The organism is Vibrio sp. L85, from assembly GCF_963871815.1.
In the GTDB taxonomy this organism is placed as follows: Bacteria; Pseudomonadota; Gammaproteobacteria; order Enterobacterales; family Vibrionaceae; genus Vibrio; species Vibrio harveyi.
The window spans coordinates 114,445-137,870 of sequence record NZ_CAWMYL010000253.1 but is presented as its reverse complement, the minus strand read 5'-3'; the positions used below and the strand labels follow the sequence as shown (position 1 = coordinate 137,870).

Here is a 23,426-nt window from a genome sequence, read left to right as displayed (position 1 = left end):
AACGAGTCACATACAGCAAGTCGCGTTTTATCGATGTCATTATCAGAGTAACTAACTGAAAAATAATAAATGAATTAGTTTTTATGATTGTTTTCCAGAGCGAAGTTACTGCGAATCATCTGTAGAGATACCAAAATAACACTGATTCTGTCTTGCATAAAGTACGAGAATCTTATCTCTAAAACGCCATTTTTTCGTATAATAAAATAAGTTTTATGATCTCGCTAGCAAAAACCTTCTGAATGACCAATTTCTGGTGATTATGATCACAAACAATGAGGTTTTAATTTGCGGAGCAAAATTAATATCATAAACTGATAGCGACTAAATTGAACGACTGAAATAAGTCATTCAACAAAACATAAAATCCTATAGGGGGAACTTAAGGTGAATATTCTTGGATACGCGCAGAAGTTAGGTAAAGCTCTTATGCTTCCTATCGCAACGCTTCCAGTTGCAGCGCTTTTACTACGTTTGGGTCAGCCTGACCTTTTAGATATTGCGTTTATGGCATCTGCTGGTAATGCAATCTTTAGTCAACTTCCACTACTATTCGGTCTAGGTATCGCGATTGGTCTTTCTAAAGACGGTCAAGGTGCTGCAGGTCTAGCTGGTGCAGTTGCTTACTTCGTTCTTACTGCGACAGCAGCAACGATCGATGCAAGCGTTAACATGTCATTCTTCGGCGGTATCATTGCAGGTATCATCGCTGGTCACTCTTACAACGCTTTCCACGCTACTCGTCTACCTGAGTGGTTGGCATTCTTCTCTGGCAAACGTCTAGTACCAATCATGGCGGGTCTATTCTCGCTAGTTGCTGGTGCAATTGCTGGTGTTGTATGGCCAACAATCCAAGGCGGTCTTGACGCGTTAGCGCACGCAGTTTCTACTTCTGGTGCTATCGGTCAATTCGTATACGGTACGCTTAACCGTGCACTAATCCCTGTAGGTCTACACCACGTACTAAACTCGTACTTCTGGTTCGGTATGGGTACGTGTCAAGAAGTTCTAGTATCTGGCGCAACAGCGGCGGGTCAAGCGCTTCCTGCTCTACAACAGCTTTGTGTTGACCCAGCTCTAGCTAAGACTCTTGTTGCTGGTCAAACTCACACATTCGAATTCGCTAACTCTGTAACTCCAGAAATCACAGCAACAGTTAAAGAAGTAACTGAAACTCTGAAATCTGGTGACCTACACCGCTTCTTCGGCGGCGATAAGAGCGCTGGTGTATTCATGAACGGTTTCTTCCCTGTAATGATGTTCGGCCTTCCTGGTGCAGCACTTGCTATGTACCTAGCAGCTCCGGTTGAGAAGCGCAGCCAAGTTGGTGGCGCACTATTCTCAGTAGCATTCTGTTCATTCCTAACAGGTATCACTGAGCCTCTAGAGTTCATGTTCGTGTTCCTAGCACCTGCTCTATACGCAATCCACGCAGTATTTACAGGTCTATCTTTAGTACTTGCAAACATGCTTGGCACGCTACACGGCTTTGGTTTCTCTGCAGGTCTAATCGACTTCGTACTGAACTACGGTCTAGCAACTAAGCCTCTAGTACTACTTGCTCTAGGTCTGGCTTTCGGTGCTCTATACTTCTTCACATTCAGCTTCGCAATCCGCGCTTTCAACCTGAAATCGCCTGGTCGTGAAGATGACGAAGATGAAACATCTGCAGCTCCTGCTGGTGATGCAGCAAAAGGTGACCTAGCTCGTCAATACCTAAAAGCGCTAGGTGGTCACGACAACCTAACTTCAATCGACGCGTGTATCACTCGTCTACGTCTAACACTTAAGGATCGTTCTGTTGCAGACGAAGCAGTACTTAAGAAATTAGGCGCGAAAGGTGTTGTTAAGCTAGGCGAAAACAACCTTCAAGTTATCCTTGGTCCTCTTGCAGAAATCGTTGCTGGTGAAATGAAAGCAATCGGTGCAGGTGAAGACCTATCAGATGTAAAACTTCCTTAATTACATCTTAATGACTCTCTATAAAGACCTCCTTCGGGAGGTCTTTTTTTGTTTATACGGATTTAATATGCTGCGCTTTCAAGCGAAGAACAGAAATATTCCCGTTTTAACGACGGTTCTTGTTGTCTAATCGCTAAGAATTGTGGATCATTAGGAACAATGCACTCTGTAAACCGAGTAAGGCTACGGAGTACTGTTTTCTCTGACAATACTAATATTTTTGAGGTGCTATAGATGAGTGAAGCTGATGCTCGTCCATCAAACTTTATTCGCCAGATCATTGATAAAGATCTAGCGGATGGTAAACACACTAGCGTGCATACTCGATTCCCGCCGGAGCCAAATGGCTACCTGCATATCGGTCATGCTAAGTCTATCTGTTTGAACTTCGGTATTGCTCAGGACTACCAGGGTCAATGTAACTTACGTTTCGACGATACAAACCCTGAAAAAGAAGACATCGAATACGTTGAGTCTATCAAGAAAGATGTAAACTGGTTGGGCTTCGAGTGGGATGGTGAAGTATGTTACTCATCAAACTACTTCGACAAGCTTTACGAATATGCAATTGAATTGATTAATAAAGGCTTAGCGTACGTTGATGAGCTAAGTCCTGAGCAGATTCGTGAATACCGCGGTACGCTAACGGCTCCGGGTAAACCAAGCCCATACCGTGATCGTCCAATCGAAGAAAACCTAGCGCTATTTGAAAAAATGCGTGCAGGTAAGTTCGAAGAAGGTAAAGCGTGTTTACGTGCGAAGATCGATATGGGTTCTTCATTCATGGTAATGCGTGATCCAGTTATCTACCGTGTACGTTTTGCGACTCACCACCAGACTGGTGATAAGTGGTGCATTTACCCAATGTACGACTTCACTCACTGTATCTCTGATGCGCTAGAGGGCATTACGCACTCTATTTGTACTCTAGAGTTCATGGATAACCGTCGTCTGTACGACTGGGTTTTAGACAACATCACGATTGATTGTCGTCCACACCAGTACGAATTCAGCCGCCTAAACCTTGAATACACAGTGATGTCTAAGCGTAAGCTAAACCAACTAGTGACTGAGAAATTGGTTGATGGTTGGGACGACCCACGTATGCCTACAGTGTCTGGTTTGCGTCGTCGTGGCTTCACATCAGCATCTATTCGTGAATTCTGTAAGCGCATCGGCGTAACGAAGCAAGAGAACATGATTGAGTTCGGTTCACTAGAATCTTGTATTCGTGACGATCTAAACGAAAACGCACCACGTGCGATGGCTGTTCTAGATCCAGTTAAGATCGTTATCGAGAACTTCGAAGCGGGCGCGGTAGAGACGCTGACTGTTGCTAACCATCCAAACAAACCTGAGATGGGTGAGCGTGAAGTGCCATTCACTCGTGAAGTTTGGATCGAGCGTGAAGACTTCCGTGAAGAAGCAAACAAGAAGTACAAGCGCCTGGTTCTAGGTAAAGAAGTACGTCTACGTGGCGCATACGTGATCAAAGCTGAGCGCATCGAAAAAGACGCAGAAGGTAATATCACGACAATCTTCTGTACTTACGATGCTAAAACGCTAGGTAAGAACCCTGCAGATGGTCGTAAAGTGAAAGGCGTAATTCACTGGGTATCAGCAGACAAAGCATTGCCTGCAGAAATCCGCATGTACGATCGTTTGTTCACAGTACCAAACCCAGCGGCTGCGGATGACTTTGCTGCGACAATCAACCCAGAATCACTAGTGGTTCTAAACGGTTTTGTTGAGCCAAGCCTAGTAAACGCAGAAGCGGAAACAGGTTACCAGTTTGAGCGTATGGGTTACTTCTGTGCAGATTCAAAAGACTCTTCAGCAGAGAACCTAGTATTCAACCGTACGGTTGGTCTACGTGATACTTGGGCGAAAATCGAGAACCAATAATCTCAATCCTTCGCTAATAAAAATGCCAGCATCATTGCTGGCATTTTTGTTTGTTATTCCAATCTAGTTGGTTTTGATGTCGTGACGCTGCCTGTTTTTGAGTCATACCATATGACGAAGCTAGAGTTATCAGGATTGCGATCGTAACCTTTTTTAGTAAAGGTATAATAACAAACAGATTGGTGGGATTCTTTGTCTTGGACTCGTCGGGTAATAAAATCAAACCTATCGTTCGCGTTACGATTATTTGATAGAGAGTATTCGTTGCCGAGTAAAGCTTGCCACACGGCAATACAACCAGCATTCCCTTGTCCTATGTTATACGGGTTGCCAATCACGCCATTTCTGTTGCCCTTGTTAGTGCCAAGCGGAAAGCCAAACTCATTTACATCCAGTTCGCCACCACCATATCCATCGATATCTGTTTGAGCTTCCTGTGTTCCACCATTGACTAACCATTGGCTTTGGGTAAATCGCACGCCTGTTTCGAATTGGTCAGCGATGGATTCCATTTTTGCTTGATACGCATCGTCTTGGAGGTTTAAAAAACGGGGAGCTGCAACAACAGCTAGGATGCCGAGAATGACGATCGCAATGATAAGTTCTAGTAGGGTAAAGCCTTGAGGATTCCTTCTCTTCATTGCTCTTCTCCATAAAAAAACGTCAGCCTTAGCTGACGTTTTACTATGTTTATCAATAAAAAGAAATACTTCTTATTTTACTGGTTTGTGTGCGTCTGGATTATCTTTGCAAGAACCGTCGCTGCATTTGCCGTATAGGTATAAGCTGTGGTTAGTCAACGTCACGTTGTACTTAGCGGCGATTTCTTTTTGACGTTGCTCAATAACATCGTCAGAAAATTCAATAACTTCACCACAATCCAGACAAACAAGGTGGTCGTGGTGGTGTTGCGTTGATAATTCAAAAACTGATTTGCCGCCCTCAAAGTGGTGACGAGTTACAATACCAGCATCATCGAATTGGTTGAGTACACGATAAACGGTTGCAAGACCAATCTCTTCACCGAGATCAATCAGCTTTTTGTACAAATCTTCAGCACTGATGTGCTGGCAGTCTGGCTGCTGAAGTACTTCTAGAATTTTTAGCCTCGGAAGGGTTACTTTTAAGCCCGCATCCTTCAGCGCCTGATTATTGTCTGACATATACTTTCCCGTTGGATCATCTGCAGCGATTTAACAGAATTCAATATTCCTACCATTATAGGCGAAGCGTTCGAAACATTAAACCACGAACTTCAAAGGGTTAATAGATTCTTTTTGTAAATTAGAAACAGGTCGATTATATTACAGATCAGACCAGTTACAAATTGATAACATCAGAATCGCAAAGACATGGAAAGTTATGAATAAGCGACTTGCTAAGATATATAAACCGGGAATTGTGAAATTTGCGCTCAATATTTGGCCGCCATTTTGGGGGGCGGGTATTAAAATCTTACATATTTCTGAAGACTTTCGAACGGTTAAAGTACGTTTGAAGTTGAGATGGTGGAATAAAAACGCCAATCGCACTCAATATGGAGGGAGCATTTTTTCCCTGACGGATCCTATCTACTCGCTGATGCTCATGGGTATTCTACGTGAAGAATATTATGTATGGGACAAAGAGGCGAGCATCAACTTTATCAAGCCAGGACAAAGTGATTTGTTTGCTGATTTTGAGGTGACGGAAGGAATGCTGGACGACATCTATCAGATGACGCGCAATGGAGAAAAATGTTTCCCTGAGTTTATTACCCACGTCAAAGATAAGGAAGGCAATGTGGTCTCTGAAGTTCAGCGCAAATTGTATGTACGCAAGAAACCACAATTCCGCGAAGAAGAAATTGCCACTGAGGCATCTTGATTACCACATACAAAAAGACCTCCAGAGTGGAGGTCATTTTTAATGAATGCTTTTAATTAGCCTTCAAGCTCAGCTAGGCACATCTCTTCGTAGATTTGCTTAACCCAGTTTTCAACACGTTCATCAGTAAGTTCTGGTTGACGGTCTTCATCGATACATAGACCTACAAACTGGCTATCATCACCTTCTACAAGTGCTTTAGATGCTTCGAACTCGTAACCTTCAGTTGAAGTGTGACCCAGAATAGTGCCACCTTTTGCTTCAACGATATCACGTACTGTACCCATTGCATCACAGAAGTACTCTGCGTAATCTTCTTGGTCACCACAACCGAAGATAGCAACTAGCTTTGTCGAGAAGTCGATTTGCTCAAGTTCAGGGAAGAAGTCATCCCAGTCACATTGTGCTTCGCCATAGTACCAAGTCGGGATACCTAGAAGCAGAAGATCAAAGTTATCAATGTCTTCTTTGCTGCTTTTTGCGATGTCTTGAACGTGAACTAGTTGTTTACCTAGTTGCTTTTGAATCATCTTTGCAACGGCTTCAGTATTACCTGTGTCGCTACCGAAGAAGATACCTACACTTGCCATAGAGTCTATACCTTTACATTGTTTGTTACTGGCTATGGGATAGAGAGCTTAACCAAGCCCTGTGCCTTCCCAACTGAGCTGAATCAGACCTTTCGCAATGAAGCCAGCGCAGCCAAGGAAAAGAACCAACCACACAATACGACGACCGAAAACAGGTACGTTACCTTGTTTTAGTACATCTTTTATTGCCATCCCGATGAAAAAGAAGATAGCAGCAAAAAGAAGATCGAGCCCGATCGACTCGAGCATGTCCATATAGTCGTATAGCATTGTCGTCCTTCATGCCAAAAATTCTTGGGCGCACTATACCACTGTTAAACCGTAAAGTTAATGCACAACAAGAAGGGTTATTTCAATAATCTGGCGTTGTTTTCCGAATTTGTTAACTGGAAATATATTTCCTGATCACCCGCATAACTTCTGCTGGTTTTTCTGCATGTAACCAGTGTCCTGTGTTAGCAATAATGTGCGCTTTTGCATTGTTAAACTGACGCTTAACCGCAGGCTGGTGCTCTGGCATCAAGTAGTCGGAATCGCCGCCTTTAACAAATAGAGTTGGAATGTCGGTGGGTGCGATGTCGTTCCAACCGATGATGTTGTCGTAGTTGTTCAGTAAGCCCGTGACGTTAAAACGCCAATCCATTTTGTTCCCGTTTTTATATAGGGACTTTGACAAGAATTGTCTGACTCCATCCATCTCGATGTGTTGAGCGAGAATATCCATAGTTTGTTGTCGATTGGCTGGTTGTTCTTCGATTACTGCTCGCAAGCCATTAAATACATTGTCATGACGGTTGGTTTGATAAGCCACAGGAGCCATGTCTAATACAATCAGCTGTTTGACGAATTCAGGTGCGACATCTGCGAGTTTCATCGCTACTTTGCCACCCATTGAGTGACCAATAACTAACGCTGGCTCGATGTTTAAATGGTGAAGTAAATCAGCAACATCTTGTGCCATCACTTCGTAATTGTGTGTATCTGAATGGAAAGAAAGACCATGATTTCGGAGATCAATGCTGATCACTGAGTGATCTTGAACGAGATCGCGAGCCAGTAAACCTAGATTACTGAAACTGCCAAATAATCCATGAATCAAAACAACCGTTTGGCCTTGCCCTTCCTGCTTATAGTTGAGTAATGCTGACATTTTATCTTATTCGTGATGGGTTTAACGTGGAGTATCCGCGAGGATCTCGTTATAATCCCCCAGAGTTTAAACATTGAGAATGTGAAAAGCGAATGAAAACAATTGAGGTTGATGAGGATCTATACCGTTACATTGCAGGTCAAACCAAGCATATCGGTGAAAGTGCCTCGGATATTTTACGACGCCTTTTGAACCTTGATGGTCAGTTGCAGGAAGCAGTCGTTGCACCTGTAGTAGAAAAGCCACAAGGGATTGTAGTAAGTAAAGATGCAGGTAAAGCAGAATCAGTAGATACCGTAAAAGAGATGCGTTCTCTACTTATCTCTGATGAGTTTGCTGGTCTTAAGAAAGCGATTGATCGCTTCATGTTGGTACTATCAACCTTACACAAACTAAATCCAGAGAGTTTCTCCCAAGCGACAAAAGTGAAGGGACGCAAACGTGTTTACTTTGCTGATAACGAAGAGACTCTACTAGCAAATGGTAACACTACCAAACCTAAAGCAATTCCTGGTACGCCATTTTGGGTAATCACTAACAACAACACCAGTCGTAAACGACAAATGGTGGAGCAGGTGATGACGCACATGGAATTCCAGCCTGACTTAATAGAGAAAGTAACAGGTTCAATCTAAGAAACCTGATAGAAGCCTCATAATGTGTAGCGTGTAGCGGATATTATGAGGCTTTTTTGATTTTATTTGTATTTAAAGAAAGGATGTCAAACATGGCTATGCACCCTCGTGCTGGGCAAAAAGCGCAGCAGGAAGATCTTCACAATATCCCAGCACTCGTTGCTAATTACTTCTTACTTCAGCCAGATGCAACTAATGCAGAACATAAAGTTCAATTTGGTACTTCTGGTCATCGCGGTACTGCAGACAAACACACTTTTAACGAAAACCACATCTTAGCGATTGCTCAAGCGGTAGCGGAAGTTCGTGCAGAACAAGGCACAACGGGTCCATTGTTTGTGGGTAAAGACACTCACGCGCTTTCTGAGCCTGCTTTTTCAAGTGTGGTTGAAGTATTGATTGCAAACGGTGTACAAGTGATTGTGCAGCAAGACAACGGCTACACACCAACGCCGGGTATTTCTCATGCGATCCTGACTTACAACATCAAGCACGATGATAAGGCAGATGGCATCGTGATCACACCATCTCACAACCCACCACAAGACGGCGGTATCAAATACAATCCGACTCACGGTGGTCCTGCAGAAGCTGAACTGACTCAAGCGATCGAAGATCGTGCAAATGCGCTAATTGCCGAAGGTCTACAAGGTGTTAAACGCTTACCTCTAGCAGAAGCAAAAGCATCGGATCTGTTTGTAGAGATGGACTTGGTGAAACCGTACATCGATGACCTAGTTAATGTTATCGATATGGAAGCAATCCAAAAAGCAAACTTGAAAATTGGTGTTGATCCATTGGGTGGTAGCGGTATTGATTACTGGCGTCAAATTGGTCAGGTGTACAACCTAGACCTAACGCTAGTAAGTGAAGCGATTGATCCTTCTTTCCAATTCATGTCTCTCGATAAAGATGGCGTTGTACGTATGGATTGTTCTTCTCCTTACGCAATGGCTGGTCTATTGGCATTGAAAGATGAATATGATTTAGCTTTTGGTAATGACCCTGACTACGACCGTCACGGTATCGTTACGCCAAAAGGTTTGATGAACCCGAACCACTTCTTAGCGGTTTGTATTGACTACCTATACCGTCATCGCGATGTGTGGGGCAAAGATGTTGCTGTTGGTAAAACGCTAGTATCAAGTGCTCTTATTGACCGTGTTGTGGCTGATTTAGGTCGTGAACTGTGCGAAGTACCAGTCGGTTTCAAATGGTTTGTTGATGGTCTATACACTGGTAAGTTCGGCTTCGGCGGTGAAGAAAGTGCTGGTGCGTCTTTCCTTCGTAAAGATGGTACGCCTTGGTCAACAGACAAAGATGGCATCTTGTTATGTCTTCTAGCGGCAGAGATCACTGCGGTAACGGGTAAGAACCCGCAAGATTACTATGAGGAGCTAGCTGCGAAGCATGGTGAGTCTAAGTACAACCGTATTCAAGCTGTAGCGAATGGTCCGCAAAAAGACGTACTGAAGAAGCTTTCACCTGAAATGGTAGCGGCTGAAACACTAGCAGGTGATGCCATCACTGCTCGTCTAACGCACGCTCCTGGTAACGGTGCTGCAATTGGTGGTCTTAAAGTCACGACCGCTAATGGTTGGTTCGCAGCTCGTCCATCAGGCACTGAAGACATCTACAAAATTTACTGTGAAAGCTTCAAAGGTGAAGAGCACCTAAAACAAATCGAAGCTGAAGCACAAGAAATCGTTAATCAAGTATTTGCAGCCGCTGGTTTGTAACTTAAGCGATTATTGTTTGAAAGGGTCGACTTTGTGTCGACCCTTTTTTGTTTGTGAAGAGGTAATGCTTCGCTTCAAGATTCGAAGGAGCCTCGCTTGGAGAGGCGAGCAAAAAGAAAGGGAGCCCAACTCGTTCGTTTCTCCCTTGTGAAGATGATGAACTGGATATACTGGACCTCGGCAGCGTCATTCCCGAAAGCGGCGAAAGGTTGTGGTCGAGAATCTTTCTTATAACCGGAAATGTCGAGATTAGCTCGTTGAAAGAACTTGTCCCTAAAAAGACAAAATAAAATGTCTTTCGTTTTTAATTGGGCCACGTATCCGGTACAACAAACCAAAACTGACCGTCCTTTGTCTGCGCGTGAACAAACCTATCAGATGGTTTGTCGATTGGATCCAAGAATTCGTCATTACCAGTTGCCCAGAGCGGTTTAGGAAGTGCGTAAAGTGGCTGTTTAATTTGTTCCCATTGGCTTTGATAACACCAGAAACCAGATATTTGTATAGGGTCTAATTCATAACCTAAACAGGTTGTAGGGATAGGCTCTTTTGAAAAAGGGTTTACGTACAGACGTCCCTGCATTAGTAAATGTTCACTCGGTTCACTGTTTAGCGGTAGTTGCTGACGAAACTCTTCCCTTTGGCTCATTTTTAGTTGGTGGTTGAGCATGCGTTCGAGCTTTTTGTGCAGTTGGTCGTGAGCATTCGGTCCATACCAAACGCCTTGATGAAGTAAGTAGAACTTAATTGCGACTTCCCAATGCTCATGTTGATTACTTTCTACGTCTTTTAAGATCAGATCGACAGCACCAATGGTTCGCCCAGTGGCGTCATTTAATTGAATCTCTTCAGCAACCAGTTCATAACGAGGCGAACAGGTTAGCAACTTGGTGCAAAGGTACTGATACAGAAAACCAAGGCGAGGGTTTCCATCATATTTTTCATTGTCTGGCAGAGCCTGCGTCTGAATATCTTTGACAGTGACAAAAGGGGGCTTAAGTTTGAAAAGTGGAGAGGTGTTAGCAATCCATTGTTGGAAACGTTGTAGTGAATTCATCCATTATCCTTGTTGTCACGGGTAAAGCCTTTCTATTGTATCTAAATTTGTTTGAGTTGGGGATGTCACAACTGGCATCTGGATTGCGGTTCGATATACACTTTGCTCAAGCCACAAGTATTGGAAGTAATAATGAATAATTTACAGTTGGAAAAGATCCTCAACGAGAAATTGTCGCCGCAACTTATCAAAGACTACGCGCCAAATGGAATGCAAGTAGAAGGTAAATCAGAAATCAAACGTATCGTAACTGGTGTCACTGCTTCACAAGCCTTGATCAATAAAGCCATCGAGTTGGAAGCTGATGCTCTGCTTGTGCATCATGGGTACTTTTGGAAAGGTGAACCAGAGCCTATTCGTGGTATGAAAGGTAAGCGCATTCGTAGTTTGATTAAAAACGACATCAACCTTTACGGCTACCACTTACCGTTAGATATTCACCCAGAACTCGGCAATAACGCTGAGCTTGCTCGTTTGTTGAATATCTCGGTTGAAGGTGGGTTAGAAGGTCACCCTCAGTCCGTGGCGATGTTTGGTCGTTTAAAACAAGCGATGACAGGTGCTGAGTTTGCGAACAAAATTAATCAAGTCCTAAACCGTGAACCTTTGCATATCGCACCTGAAAATGCAGACAAAATGATTGAGACCGTCGGTTGGTGTACTGGCGGTGGTCAAGATTTTATTGAGCTTGCCGCTCAGCACGGATTAGATGCGTTTATTTCGGGTGAGATCTCAGAGCGAACAACTTACACCGCTCGTGAGTTAGACATTCATTATTTCTCTGCGGGTCACCATGCTACAGAACGTTACGGTATTAAGGCGTTGGGTGAATGGTTGGCGCAAGAGCACGGGTTAGATGTCACGTTTATCGATATTGATAATCCAGTATAGACGGGACGGACTTCATCCTTCGTGATACGGGGACGCTCTGCTTTCTAAACAGAGAGAAAGAGCAGATCCCCAACTCACTTGTGCCTCGCTCATAAAGAAGACGAAAACTCTGAAGTCTTCACGACGTCATCTTCGATTGTGAGGTAGGAGCAACGTCAGGAATTTCTTGTGTAATAGCTGTAAGAGCGTAGAGGAATAGTCTCTCGATGCGACGCATTTCATAGAACGTTGCGTGTTCTCGTCTCTTCAAATAAAGAAAGGGCTGACGCTTTCACGTCAACCCCAACTCTTATCCGATTATCGATTCTAACGGTTATTCACGCTCGTGCAGTGGAGAGAACTCACGCTGAGTTTCACCTGTGTATAGCTGACGAGGACGACCGATTCGGTTTAGTGGGTCGCTGTGCATTTCGTTCCAGTGAGCGATCCAACCGATAGTACGAGAAATCGCGAAGATTACCGTAAACATCGATACAGGAATGCCGATCGCTTTTAGAATGATACCTGAGTAGAAGTCTACGTTCGGGTAAAGCTTCTTAGACACGAAGTATTCGTCAGAAAGTGCAATACGCTCAAGCTCCATTGCTACGTCTAGTAGTGGATCTTTAATGTTTAGCTCTTTTAGAACTTCGTGACATGTTTCGCGCATAACTGTAGCGCGTGGATCGTAGTTTTTGTAAACGCGGTGACCAAAGCCCATTAGACGGAACGGGTCATCTTTGTCTTTTGCACGTTCAACGTACTCAGGAATGTTCTCTACACTGCCGATCTCTTCAAGCATCTTCAGACATGCTTCGTTTGCACCACCGTGTGCAGGACCCCATAGAGAAGCAATACCTGCGGCAATACATGCGAATGGGTTCGCTCCAGAAGAACCAGATAGACGAACGGTCGATGTTGATGCGTTTTGTTCGTGATCTGCGTGAAGCGTAAAGATTTTATCCATCGCACGAGCAACAACAGGGTTTACTTCGTATTCTTCACATGGGTTTGCGTACATCATGTGTAAGAAGTTTTCTGCGTAGCTTAGGTCGTTACGAGGGTAGATAAATGGCTGACCGATTGAGTACTTGTAACACATCGCCGCCAATGTTGGCATTTTCGATAGCAGACGGTACGCCGCAATTTCACGGTGTTCGTCGTTGTTGATATCTAGTGAATCGTGGTAGAAGGCCGCTAGTGCACCAACCACACCACACATTACTGCCATTGGGTGAGCGTCGCGACGGAAGCCATGGAAGAAGCTTGCGATTTGCTCGTGCACCATTGTATGGCGAGTAACCGTTGTTTTGAATTGCTCGTATTGCTCACGGGTAGGGGCTTCGCCATAAAGCAGGATGTAACATACTTCCAAGTAATCTGCGTTATTGGCTAATTGGTCAATTGGGTAACCGCGGTGCAAAAGAATACCTTTGCCGCCGTCGATGTACGTGATTGACGATTCACAAGATGCAGTGGCAAGAAAACCTGGGTCAAAAGTAAAGTAACCATTGGCTCCCAGTTTACGAACATCAATCACAGGTGTACCTAGCGTACCGTCCATAATTGGCAGTTCGATCGGCGCATGACCTTCAACATGAAGGGTAGCTTTCTTATCCGCCATAACAATCTCCTTTGTTTATTATTTAATCCGTCCAGGATGTTTATGTGCCATTTTTGTACTGTTGTTAAAGCTTAAAGTCAATTTTTCTCCATTTTTGTGTGCACTTGTTATGATTTTTCTCATGAAAATCGTTAAAAATCTGTTCTATGTAGCATAATTTGTTACATCAATTGTATTAGAATGTTGCTAGCCGTATATTGGCACAGAAAATTTTAGTTAAATCCTTATAAATTCGGGGCTAGAAACAAAAGTGAGGTTTGTTTGTGGACTCCGGTTGTTAACAAAGTGTTTACAATTATCTCCGAGCTTATTGCGAGTATTTGTTAGTCAAATGTTAACTTTTGTACGTTTGGAAGCTGAAATTGGTTATAACAATAAATGCTCAATGGAGCTGAGTGAGCAAGCCCGTGAAAGAAAGAAAGTCAAGACCTGTTAATTTAGATTTACAGACCATCCGCTTTCCCATCACAGCAATCGCGTCAATCCTACACCGTGTATCTGGTGTGATTACGTTTGTTGCGGTGGGTATATTACTTTGGTTACTGTCCATTTCTCTGTCGTCCCCGATGGGTTTTATGGAAGCCGCTGACATTGTCGATAGCTTCTTCGTGAAATTCATTCTATGGGGCATTCTAACTGCACTTGCCTACCACATTGCTGGTGGTGTTCGTCACTTATTGATGGACCTAGGTCATTTCGAAGAACTCGATTCAGGCGCGATGAGCGCTAAAGTCGCATTTGGTGCAACTGCAGTGTTATCACTACTGGCGGGGATCTTGGTATGGTAAAACACGTTTCTTCATTTGGTCGTAATGGTGTTCACGATTTCTTATTGATTCGTGCTTCAGCCATCATTATGACGCTATACACGATTTATCTAGTGAGCTTCTGTGCTTTCTCAGATATCTCTTACGCATCTTGGGCCCAATTCTTTGGTGGTACTTTCACCAAAGTTTTCACCATGTTGGCACTTGTTTCTATTCTGATTCACGCGTGGATTGGTTTATGGCAAGTCTTAACCGATTACATTAAGTGCTCGAAACTTCGCGGTGCACTTCAACTTGGTGTTATTGCCGTTCTGTTCGGCTATGTCTTCTCTGGTCTATTTATTCTGTGGGGTGCGTAAGTGTCTATTCCAGTTCGTGAGTTTGATGCCGTAGTAATCGGCGCTGGTGGTGCGGGCATGCGCGCTGCACTACAAATTTCGGAGCAAGGCTTATCATGTGCTTTGCTATCTAAAGTTTTCCCAACTCGTTCTCATACTGTATCCGCGCAGGGTGGTATTACAGTTGCGCTTGGTAACTCGCACAAGGACGATTGGCAATGGCATATGTACGATACGGTAAAAGGTTCTGATTACATCGGTGACCAAAATGCGATTGAGTACATGTGTAAAAATGGTCCTGAGTCAGTTATCGAACTAGAAAAAATGGGTCTTCCATTCTCTCGCTTTGATAACGGAACAATCTACCAACGTCCATTTGGTGGCCAGTCAAAAGAGTTTGGTGGTGAGCAAGCGGCTCGTACAGCAGCAGCGGCAGACCGTACTGGTCACGCACTTCTTCACACGCTGTACCAACAAAACGTAAAACACAAAACAACCATTTTCTCTGAATGGTACGCTCTAGATTTGGTGAAAAACCAAGACGGCGCGATCATGGGTTGTACGGCTATCTGTATGGAAACGGGTGAGATTTGTTACTTCAAATCGAAAGCAACCATCCTAGCAACAGGTGGTGCAGGCCGTATCTACGCGTCGACTACTAACGCGCACATCAATACTGGTGATGGTGTTGGTATGGCACTTCGCGCAGGCGTTCCAATGCAAGACATGGAAATGTGGCAGTTCCACCCAACGGGTATTGCTGGTGCAGGTGTTCTTGTTACAGAAGGTTGTCGTGGTGAAGGTGGTTACCTTCTAAATAAAGATGGCGAGCGCTTCATGGAGCGTTATGCGCCAAACGCGAAAGACCTTGCAGGTCGTGACGTAGTAGCTCGTTCTATGATGATTGAAATCCGTGAAGGTCGTGGTTGTGACGGTCCTTGGGGTCCACACATCAAGCTGAAATTGGATCACCTAGGTAAAGATGTTCTTGAGTCTCGTCTGCCTGGTATCTGTGAGCTTTCGCGTACATTCGCGCACGTTGATCCAGTTAAAGAGCCAATTCCAGTAATCCCAACTTGTCACTACATGATGGGTGGTGTTCCAACGCAAGTTTCAGGTCAAGCAATCAAACAGACTGCTGACGGTAATGATGTCGAAGTCCAAGGTCTATACGCTTGTGGTGAAATTGCTTCTGTATCGGTACACGGTGCAAACCGTCTGGGCGGCAACTCACTGCTTGATTTGGTGGTATTCGGTCGCGCAACAGGTCTACACCTTGGCGAAACACTGGCTGCACAAGCTGAAGCTCGTCCAGCAACAGAGTCTGACATCGAAGCTTCACTAGCGCGTACTATGCGTTGGGAGAACAGCACTGGTGGTGAAGATCCAGTTCAAATCCGTAAAGATCTACAATCTTGCATGCAAAACAGCTTCTCGGTATTCCGTGAAGGCGATGCAATGGCAACAGGTCTGGAAGAGTTGAAAGTAATTCGTGAGCGCCTAAAAGATGCACACCTAGCTGACAAGTCTTCTGAATTCAACACGCAACGTATTGAGTGTTTAGAGCTAGACAACTTGATGGAAACTGCATTCTCTACAGCAGTAGCGGCGAACTACCGTACTGAAAGCCGTGGCGCACATGCTCGCTTCGACTTCCCTGAGCGTGATGATGAAAATTGGCTATGCCACTCAATCTACAACCCGGAAACTGAAGCAATGACTAAGCGTGATGTGAATATGACGCCAACTCATCGTGAAGCTTTCCCTCCGAAAGTACGTACTTACTAAAGGGAGGATATGACTATGAAACTAAACTTCTCTTTATACCGTTACAACCCGGATGTAGACACAAAACCTTACATGAAAGACTACGTTCTTGAAGTGGAAGAAGGCTCAGACATGATGGTTCTGGACGCGCTGATTTTACTAAAAGAGCAAGATCCGAGCATTGCATTCCGTCGTTCATGTCGTGAAGGGGTATGTGGATCTGATGGTCTGAATATGAATGGTAAAAACGGTCTAGCGTGCATTACTCCGCTATCTGCGCTTCAAGGTGACAAGATTGTCATCCGACCGTTACCTGGCCTACCAGTAGTACGTGATCTTATCGTTGACATGACACAGTTCTACGATAACTATGCGAAAGTTAAGCCTTTCTTGATTGATGACGGTGCTCTACCACCATCGCGAGAGAACTTACAATCGCCAGATGAACGTGCGCATTTAGATGGATTGTATGAATGTATTATGTGTGCATGTTGTACAACTTCTTGTCCATCATTCTGGTGGAACCCAGATAAATTTATCGGCCCTGCTGGTCTCTTAGCGGCTTACCGTTGGCTAATTGATAGCCGAGATACAGCAACTGATGAACGTTTGTCCGATCTTGATGATGCATTTAGCGTTTTTCGTTGCCATGGCATCATGAATTGTGTAAGTGTTTGTCCTAAGGGGCTAAATCCTACGAAAGCCATCGGTCACATCAAGTCGATGCTGGTGAATCGTTCGATTTAATTAACAACAAAAATTGCCGACCCAAATGGGTCGGCTCTTAATAGCTCGGCGCAGACCGAAGCAAACGTGAAAACTACTGGTTAAGGGAAAATATGCACAACGGCGTGATGAAGGCATGGCTCGAGTCTTCACACTTGGCTGGCGCCAATGCAACGTATGTAGAGGACCTCTACGAACTGTATCTAAGTGATCCCGATCTGGTAAGTGAGGAGTGGAAACGCGTATTTGATGAGTTACCTAAAAACTCAGAAGAAGTGGCAGAACAGCCGCATTCGCGTGTCCGTGACTACTTCCGACGACTCGCTCAAGAAACAAAGCATTACAGTGTCCAAGTTAGTGATCCAGATGTCGACGCTAAGCAAGTAAAAGTTCTACAGCTTATCAACGCATACCGCTTCCGCGGTCATGAAGCTGCTGAGCTTGATCCTCTAGGTCTATGGCAACGTCCACCTGTGGCGGAGCTAGACCCTGCATTCCACAATCTCACCGAAGATGACTTCGAAGAAACTTTCAACGTAGGTTCTTTTGCTATTGGGCAAGAAACCATGCAGTTGAAAGATATCTACTCAGCTCTGAAGAAAACGTACTGTGGTTCTATTGGTGCTGAATACATGCACATGACAGACACAGAACAGAAGCGTTGGATTCAGCAACGTTTAGAGTCTGTGGTTGGTCAGCCATCTTTCGATAAAACTGAAAAACGTACATTCCTTGAGGAGCTAACTGCTGCTGAAGGTCTTGAGCGTTACTTGGGTGCTAAGTTCCCAGGCGCTAAACGTTTCTCTCTAGAAGGTGGTGATGCACTAATTCCGATGACAAAAGAGCTGATTCGTCATGCTGGTAAGAGCGGCATGCGTGAAGTGGTTATCGGTATGGCTCACCGTGGACGTTTGAACATGCTAGTCAACGTTCTAGGTAAGAAGCCACAAGATTTGTTTGACGAGTTTGCAGGCAAACATGACGAAACATGGGGTACGGGTGACGTTAAGTACCACCAAGGTTTCTCTGCAGACTTTGCAACGCCAGGTGGCGATGTCCACTTAGCGCTAGCATTTAACCCATCTCACCTTGAGATTGTAAACCCAGTAGTTATCGGTTCGGTTCGTGCGCGTCAAGATCGCCTTGGTGATTTTGATGGTAGCCGCGTACTGCCAATCACTATTCACGGTGACTCAGCAATTGCAGGTCAGGGCGTGGTAGCAGAGACGTTTAACATGTCTCTAGCGCGTGGCTTCTGTGTCGGCGGTACGGTACGTATCGTTGTGAACAACCAAGTTGGTTTTACAACATCGAACCCTCGTGATACTCGCTCGACGATGTACTGTACTGATATTGCGAAGATGGTACAGGCTCCGATTTTCCACGTTAATGCTGACGACCCAGAAGCAGTTGCTTTTGTCACTCGTATTGCTCTGGATTACCGCAACGAGTTTAAGCGTGATGTTGTGATTGATTTGGTTTGTTACCGTCGTCATGGTCACAACGAAGCGGATGAGCCGAATGCGACTCAACCGTTGATGTACCAGAAAATCAAAAAGCACCCAACACCACGTAAGCTATACGCTGATGTATTGATCGATAAAAATGAATCAGATATTGAAGTTGCAACTCAGCTTGTGAATGAGTACCGCGACGCACTTGATAAAGGTGAAGTTGTGGTGAAAGAGTGGCGTCCAATGGCTCTTCACTCTGTTGACTGGTCTCCGTATCTAGGTCACGACTGGGATGTTGAATGGGACAACAAATTTGATTCAACCCGCTTGAAAGAGCTTGGTCAACGCCTAATTCAATACCCGGATAGCCATAAGCTACAAAGCCGTGTAAACAAGCTTTACAACGATCGTGCTGCAATGATCAGTGGTGAGAAGCCATTAGATTGGGGTATGGCAGAGACACTTGCGTACGCTACCTTAGTTGACGATGGCAAGCGTATTCGTATCTCTGGTCAGGACTCAGGTCGTGGTACTTTCTTCCATCGTCACTCTGTTTTGCATAACCAAAACGATGCGAGCACTTACATCCCGCTAGCGAATATTCATGACAAACAAGGTCCATTCCAAGTCTTTGACTCTGTATTGTCAGAAGAAGCGGTACTGGCGTTTGAGTACGGTTACGCAACGGCAGAGCCAAGCGGTTTGACCATTTGGGAAGCACAATTTGGTGATTTCGCAAACGGTGCGCAAGTGGTGATCGACCAGTTCATTTCGTCGGGTGAGCAAAAATGGGCTCGTCTATGTGGTCTGACGATGCTGTTGCCACACGGTTATGAAGGTCAAGGTCCTGAGCACTCGTCAGCGCGTTTAGAACGTTACCTACAATTGTGTGCTGAACAAAACATGCAGGTTGTAGTGCCATCTACACCAGCACAGGTTTACCACATGATCCGTCGTCAGGTGGTGCGTCCAATGCGTCGTCCACTGATTGTTATGTCACCTAAGTCGCTACTGCGTCATCCACTTTGTACATCGTCGTTGGAAGATCTTTCTGAAGGTACATTCCAGCCGGCGATTCCAGAAATCGATAATCTGGAACCAAGCAAAGTGAAACGTGTTGTGTTCTGTTCGGGTAAGGTTTATTTCGACCTTCTAGAACAGCGTCGCAATAACGAACAAGATGATGTTGCTATTGTGCGTATTGAGCAGCTATACCCATTCCCGATGGAAGAAGTTCAAGCCGCTATTGAGCAATACACGAATGTTGAAGACTTTGTATGGTGTCAGGAAGAGCCTCAAAACCAGGGTGCTTGGTACTGTAGCCAACACAACTTCCGTGCTGCTATTCCAGCAGGCGCAGATCTTAAATACGCAGGTCGCCCAGCTTCTGCTTCGCCAGCAGTAGGCTACATGTCGGTGCACTTGAAACAACAAAAAGCGTTGGTTGAAGACGCTCTGAACGTGAACTCAAAAACTTCGAATTAAGAACTAGAAGTTAAAGGAAGAAACAGATATGACAATTGAAATTCTGGTTCCAGATTTACCTGAATCAGTTGCTGACGCAACCGTAGCGACATGGCACAAACAACCAGGCGACGTAGTCGAGCGTGATGAAGTTCTGGTTGATATCGAAACTGATAAAGTCGTGCTTGAAGTACCTGCTCCGGAAGCGGGCGTTTTAGAAGCCATTATCGAAGAAGAAGGTGCGACAGTACTTTCTAAGCAGTTGATTGCAAAACTTAAGCCAGGTGCCGTAGCAGGCGAACCAACGACAGATTCAACAGAAGACAAAGAAGCATCTCCTGACAAGCGTCATAAAGCAACGCTGACAGAAGAGAGCAACGATGCGTTAAGCCCTGCGGTTCGTCGTCTTCTTGCTGAACACGGTCTAGAAGCAAGCCAAGTGAAAGGCTCTGGTGTTGGCGGTCGCATTACTCGCGAAGATATCGAAGCGCACCTTGCAAACGCAAAAGCAGCTCCGAAAGCAGAAGCTCCAGCAGCTGTTGAAGCGCCTGCGGCAGCTCGCAGCCAAAAACGTGTTCCAATGACGCGTCTACGTAAGACAGTGGCAAATCGTCTTCTAGAAGCGAAAAACAACACGGCAATGCTAACTACGTTTAACGAAGTGAACATGAAGCCAATCATGGACCTTCGTAAGCAGTACAAAGACCAGTTTGAAGAGCGTCACGGCACTCGTCTTGGCTTTATGTCTTTCTACGTGAAAGCAGTAACTGAAGCACTAAAACGTTACCCAGAAGTGAATGCATCTATTGATGGTGATGACATCGTTTACCACAACTACTTTGATATCAGTATGGCGGTTTCTACGCCACGCGGTCTAGTGACGCCAGTTCTAAAAGACTGTGACACGCTAGGTTTTGCTGACATCGAAAAAGGCATCAAAGAGCTAGCAATCAAAGGTCGTGACGGCAAGCTAACGGTTGATGAGTTGATGGGCGGTAACTTCACTATCACTAACGGCGGTGTATTTGGTTCATTGATGTCTACGCCAATCATTAACCCACCACAATCAGCAATCTTGGGTATGCACAAGATCCAAGAGCGTCCAATGGCGGTTGATGGCAAAGTAGAAATCTTGCCAATGATGTACCTAGCACTATCTTACGATCACCGTTTGATTGATGGTCGTGAGTCAGTGGGTTTCCTAGTAACCATTAAAGAGCTACTAGAAGATCCAGCGCGTCTGTTATTAGACGTTTAATATCGCTAAAACGTCGAGTTGTCCCTGATAGCTCGACGCCTACAGCATCCAAGGCTAGACTGGCTCAGCGTCTGGCCTTCACTTGAACTGCCCCCGATATAATCTATAAGCAGTTGATTTGAGAAGACCCTACAGACGCACCGCATGAAGTGGTGTTATGGAAATAATAAATCCCTTAAGGGATAAACAAACGGAATATCAAAATGAATTTGCATGAATACCAAGCCAAACAGCTGTTTGCAGAATTCGGTTTGCCTGTACCGGAAGGCTACGCATGTGATACGCCACAAGAAGCTTTTGAAGCAGCGGGTCGCATCACTACTGAAAAGAAAGTTGTAAAGTGTCAGGTTCACGCTGGCGGTCGCGGTAAAGCGGGCGGCGTAGAGCTACACGATACAAAAGATGGTGTAAAAGAATTCGCACAAAAATGGCTAGGTAAGAACTTGGTTACTTACCAAACAGACGCAAATGGTCAGCCTGTTACTAAAATCCTTGTAGAAGAAGCATCTAACATTGCTAACGAACTTTACCTTGGTGCGGTTGTAGACCGTGCAAGCCGTAAGATCGTATTCATGGCTTCAACTGAAGGTGGTGTGGAAATCGAAAAAGTTGCGGAAGAAACACCGGAGCTAATCCACAAAGCAGCAATCGATCCACTAGTAGGTCCTCAGGCTTACCAAGGTCGTGAGCTCGCGTTCAAACTTGGTCTTGAAGGTGACCAAATCAAACAATTCGTTAAGATCTTCATGGGTCTTGGCACTATGTTCTCTCAGTACGACCTAGCGCTACTAGAGATCAACCCACTGGTTATTACTGGCGAAGGCAACCTGCTGTGTCTTGACGGTAAGATCAACATTGACTCAAACGCGTTATACCGTCAGCCTAAGCTTCGTGAAATGCACGATCCTTCACAAGAAGATGAGCGTGAAGCGCACGCAGCTCAGTGGGAACTGAACTACGTAGCACTAGACGGCAACGTTGGCTGTATGGTTAATGGTGCAGGTCTGGCGATGGGGACAATGGACATCGTCAACCTACACGGTGGCAAGCCGGCCAACTTCCTAGACGTAGGTGGCGGTGCAACAAAAGAGCGTGTAGCGGAAGCGTTCAAGATCATCCTATCTGATGACAACGTGAAAGCAGTTCTAGTCAACATCTTCGGCGGTATCGTTCGTTGTGACATGATCGCAGAAGGCATCATTGGTGCAGTGAAAGAAGTTGGTGTAACGGTACCTGTTGTTGTTCGTCTTGAAGGTACTAACGCTGACCTAGGTCGCGAAGTTCTTGCTAATTCTGATGTTGATATCATTGCTGCTGAGTCGCTAACAGATGCTGCTCAGAAAGTTGTTGCTGCTGCGGAGGCTAAATAATGTCTGTACTAATTAACAAAGACACTAAAGTAATCTGTCAGGGCTTCACGGGTGGTCAAGGTACTTTCCACTCAGAGCAGGCAATTGCTTACGGTACACAAATGGTTGGTGGTGTATCTCCAGGTAAAGGTGGTCAAACTCACCTTGGTCTTCCTGTATTCAACACTGTACGTGAAGCAGTCGAAGTGACTGGCGCAACAGCAACAGTAATCTACGTACCAGCGCCATTCTGTAAAGATGCAATCCTAGAAGCGATTGACGCGGGTATTGAGCTTATCGTGACCATCACGGAAGGCATCCCAACAACAGATATGATCGATGTTAAAGTGAAGCTAGAAGAAACTGGCGTTCGCATGATCGGTCCAAACTGTCCGGGTGTTATCACACCTGATGAATGTAAGATCGGTATCATGCCTGGTCATATTCACAAGAAAGGTAAAGTAGGTATCGTTTCTCGTTCAGGTACTCTAACGTACGAAGCGGTTAAGCAAACAACGGATGAAGGCTTCGGTCAATCAACGTGTGTTGGTATCGGTGGTGACCCAATTCCTGGTTCAAACTTTATCGATATCCTTAAACTTTTCCAAGAAGACCCAGAAACTGAAGCAATCGTAATGATTGGTGAAATTGGTGGTACTGCGGAAGAAGAAGCTGCTGCTTACATCAAAGAAAACGTAACGAAGCCAGTGGTTTCTTACATTGCTGGTGTAACGGCTCCTCCTGGTAAACGTATGGGTCACGCTGGTGCGATTATCTCTGGTGGCAAAGGTACTGCTGAAGACAAATTCGCAGCACTAGAAGCGGCTGGCGTTAAGACTGTGAAATCTCTAGCAGAGATTGGCAAAGGTCTACGTGAAGTGACAGGTTGGTAATCAACCAAACCA

Annotated in this window: 21 protein-coding genes; 14 read left to right on the top strand and 7 right to left on the bottom strand. The window is 44.9% G+C overall.

The genetic code is table 11. From position 1 onward, the window contains the following. Positions 1–387 precede the first annotated feature (387 nt). Together nagE and glnS are read left to right on the top strand one after the other, a co-directional pair. Positions 388–1,962, top strand: a complete 1,575-nt coding sequence (gene nagE, locus AACR11_RS28925; protein ID WP_005446396.1) for an N-acetylglucosamine-specific PTS transporter subunit IIBC — start codon at positions 388–390, stop codon at positions 1,960–1,962. Positions 1,963–2,196: 234 nt separating this feature from the next. Beyond that, a complete protein-coding gene (gene glnS / locus AACR11_RS28920) occupies positions 2,197–3,867 on the top strand; it encodes a glutamine--tRNA ligase (RefSeq protein WP_079324487.1) in 1,671 nt (556 codons plus the stop codon). A 53-nt stretch (positions 3,868–3,920) separates the two neighbouring features. On the opposite strand, the gene AACR11_RS28915 is transcribed toward glnS, so the two are convergent. Next, on the bottom strand, positions 3,921–4,508 hold the full coding sequence (locus AACR11_RS28915; protein ID WP_005446400.1) for a pilus assembly FimT family protein: 588 nt from the start codon (positions 4,506–4,508) through the stop codon (positions 3,921–3,923). 72 nt (positions 4,509–4,580) lie between these two features. Further along, positions 4,581–5,030, bottom strand: coding sequence for a ferric iron uptake transcriptional regulator FcrX (fcrX, locus tag AACR11_RS28910; RefSeq protein ID WP_005446402.1), 450 nt, complete (start codon positions 5,028–5,030; stop codon positions 4,581–4,583). A gap of 199 nt (positions 5,031–5,229) precedes the next feature. Between fcrX and AACR11_RS28905 the strand changes: the two genes are divergently transcribed. After that, a complete protein-coding gene (locus AACR11_RS28905; protein WP_029788514.1) occupies positions 5,230–5,733 on the top strand; it encodes a DUF4442 domain-containing protein in 504 nt (167 codons plus the stop codon). Positions 5,734–5,789: 56 nt separating this feature from the next. Here the strand turns inward: AACR11_RS28905 and fldA are convergent, their stop codons facing one another. The 3 genes from fldA to AACR11_RS28890 form a co-directional block, all read right to left on the bottom strand. Next, entirely contained in the window at positions 5,790–6,323 is a 534-nt protein-coding gene (gene fldA, locus AACR11_RS28900; RefSeq protein ID WP_005446405.1) for a flavodoxin FldA, read from the bottom strand. A 48-nt stretch (positions 6,324–6,371) separates the two neighbouring features. Next, positions 6,372–6,593: a DUF2788 domain-containing protein gene (locus AACR11_RS28895; RefSeq protein ID WP_005446406.1), complete on the bottom strand. Its 222-nt coding sequence runs from the start codon at positions 6,591–6,593 to the stop codon at positions 6,372–6,374. A gap of 112 nt (positions 6,594–6,705) precedes the next feature. Continuing rightward, positions 6,706–7,473 (bottom strand): alpha/beta fold hydrolase, encoded by a 768-nt coding sequence (locus AACR11_RS28890; protein ID WP_009698588.1) that lies wholly within the window; start codon positions 7,471–7,473, stop codon positions 6,706–6,708. Between the two features lie 92 nt (positions 7,474–7,565). On the opposite strand from AACR11_RS28890, the gene seqA reads away from it, so the two are divergent. Beyond that, positions 7,566–8,108, top strand: coding sequence for a replication initiation negative regulator SeqA (gene seqA, locus AACR11_RS28885; protein WP_005446408.1), 543 nt, complete (start codon positions 7,566–7,568; stop codon positions 8,106–8,108). Between the two features lie 92 nt (positions 8,109–8,200). Further along, positions 8,201–9,847: a phosphoglucomutase (alpha-D-glucose-1,6-bisphosphate-dependent) gene (gene pgm, locus AACR11_RS28880; RefSeq protein WP_017818951.1), complete on the top strand. Its 1,647-nt coding sequence runs from the start codon at positions 8,201–8,203 to the stop codon at positions 9,845–9,847. 304 nt (positions 9,848–10,151) lie between these two features. Here pgm and AACR11_RS28875 read toward each other — a convergent pair whose 3' ends face one another. Next, positions 10,152–10,904: a DUF1853 family protein gene (locus AACR11_RS28875; protein ID WP_029788516.1), complete on the bottom strand. Its 753-nt coding sequence runs from the start codon at positions 10,902–10,904 to the stop codon at positions 10,152–10,154. A gap of 132 nt (positions 10,905–11,036) precedes the next feature. On the opposite strand from AACR11_RS28875, the gene AACR11_RS28870 reads away from it, so the two are divergent. Continuing rightward, on the top strand, positions 11,037–11,795 hold the full coding sequence (locus AACR11_RS28870; protein WP_005446417.1) for a Nif3-like dinuclear metal center hexameric protein: 759 nt from the start codon (positions 11,037–11,039) through the stop codon (positions 11,793–11,795). A 313-nt stretch (positions 11,796–12,108) separates the two neighbouring features. On the opposite strand, the gene AACR11_RS28865 is transcribed toward AACR11_RS28870, so the two are convergent. Beyond that, a complete protein-coding gene (locus AACR11_RS28865) occupies positions 12,109–13,398 on the bottom strand; it encodes a citrate synthase (protein WP_005446419.1) in 1,290 nt (429 codons plus the stop codon). Between the two features lie 395 nt (positions 13,399–13,793). Between AACR11_RS28865 and sdhC the strand changes: the two genes are divergently transcribed. The 8 genes from sdhC (at position 13,794) to sucD (ending at position 23,414) form a co-directional block, all read left to right on the top strand. After that, positions 13,794–14,186, top strand: coding sequence for a succinate dehydrogenase cytochrome b556 subunit (sdhC, locus tag AACR11_RS28860; protein ID WP_005446421.1), 393 nt, complete (start codon positions 13,794–13,796; stop codon positions 14,184–14,186). After that, positions 14,180–14,524, top strand: coding sequence for a succinate dehydrogenase, hydrophobic membrane anchor protein (gene sdhD, locus AACR11_RS28855; protein WP_029788517.1), 345 nt, complete (start codon positions 14,180–14,182; stop codon positions 14,522–14,524). Before sdhC ends, sdhD begins: the two co-directional genes overlap by 7 nt. Next, positions 14,525–16,291, top strand: a complete 1,767-nt coding sequence (gene sdhA / locus AACR11_RS28850) for a succinate dehydrogenase flavoprotein subunit (protein ID WP_009698584.1) — start codon at positions 14,525–14,527, stop codon at positions 16,289–16,291. A 15-nt stretch (positions 16,292–16,306) separates the two neighbouring features. Further along, complete coding sequence (locus AACR11_RS28845; RefSeq protein WP_005446424.1) at positions 16,307–17,017, top strand: succinate dehydrogenase iron-sulfur subunit; 711 nt, start codon at positions 16,307–16,309, stop codon at positions 17,015–17,017. A gap of 92 nt (positions 17,018–17,109) precedes the next feature. Further along, positions 17,110–19,935, top strand: coding sequence for a 2-oxoglutarate dehydrogenase E1 component (gene sucA / locus AACR11_RS28840; RefSeq protein WP_009698583.1), 2,826 nt, complete (start codon positions 17,110–17,112; stop codon positions 19,933–19,935). Positions 19,936–19,963: 28 nt separating this feature from the next. Further along, positions 19,964–21,172 (top strand): 2-oxoglutarate dehydrogenase complex dihydrolipoyllysine-residue succinyltransferase, encoded by a 1,209-nt coding sequence (gene odhB, locus AACR11_RS28835; protein ID WP_005426699.1) that lies wholly within the window; start codon positions 19,964–19,966, stop codon positions 21,170–21,172. Between the two features lie 203 nt (positions 21,173–21,375). Then, a complete protein-coding gene (sucC, locus tag AACR11_RS28830; protein WP_005446426.1) occupies positions 21,376–22,542 on the top strand; it encodes an ADP-forming succinate--CoA ligase subunit beta in 1,167 nt (388 codons plus the stop codon). After that, positions 22,542–23,414 carry a succinate--CoA ligase subunit alpha gene (gene sucD, locus AACR11_RS28825; protein WP_005436989.1) on the top strand — a complete coding sequence of 291 codons (873 nt, stop codon included), beginning with the start codon at positions 22,542–22,544 and terminating at the stop codon, positions 23,412–23,414. The genes sucC and sucD overlap by 1 nt, the downstream gene beginning before the upstream one ends. Positions 23,415–23,426 lie beyond the last annotated feature (12 nt).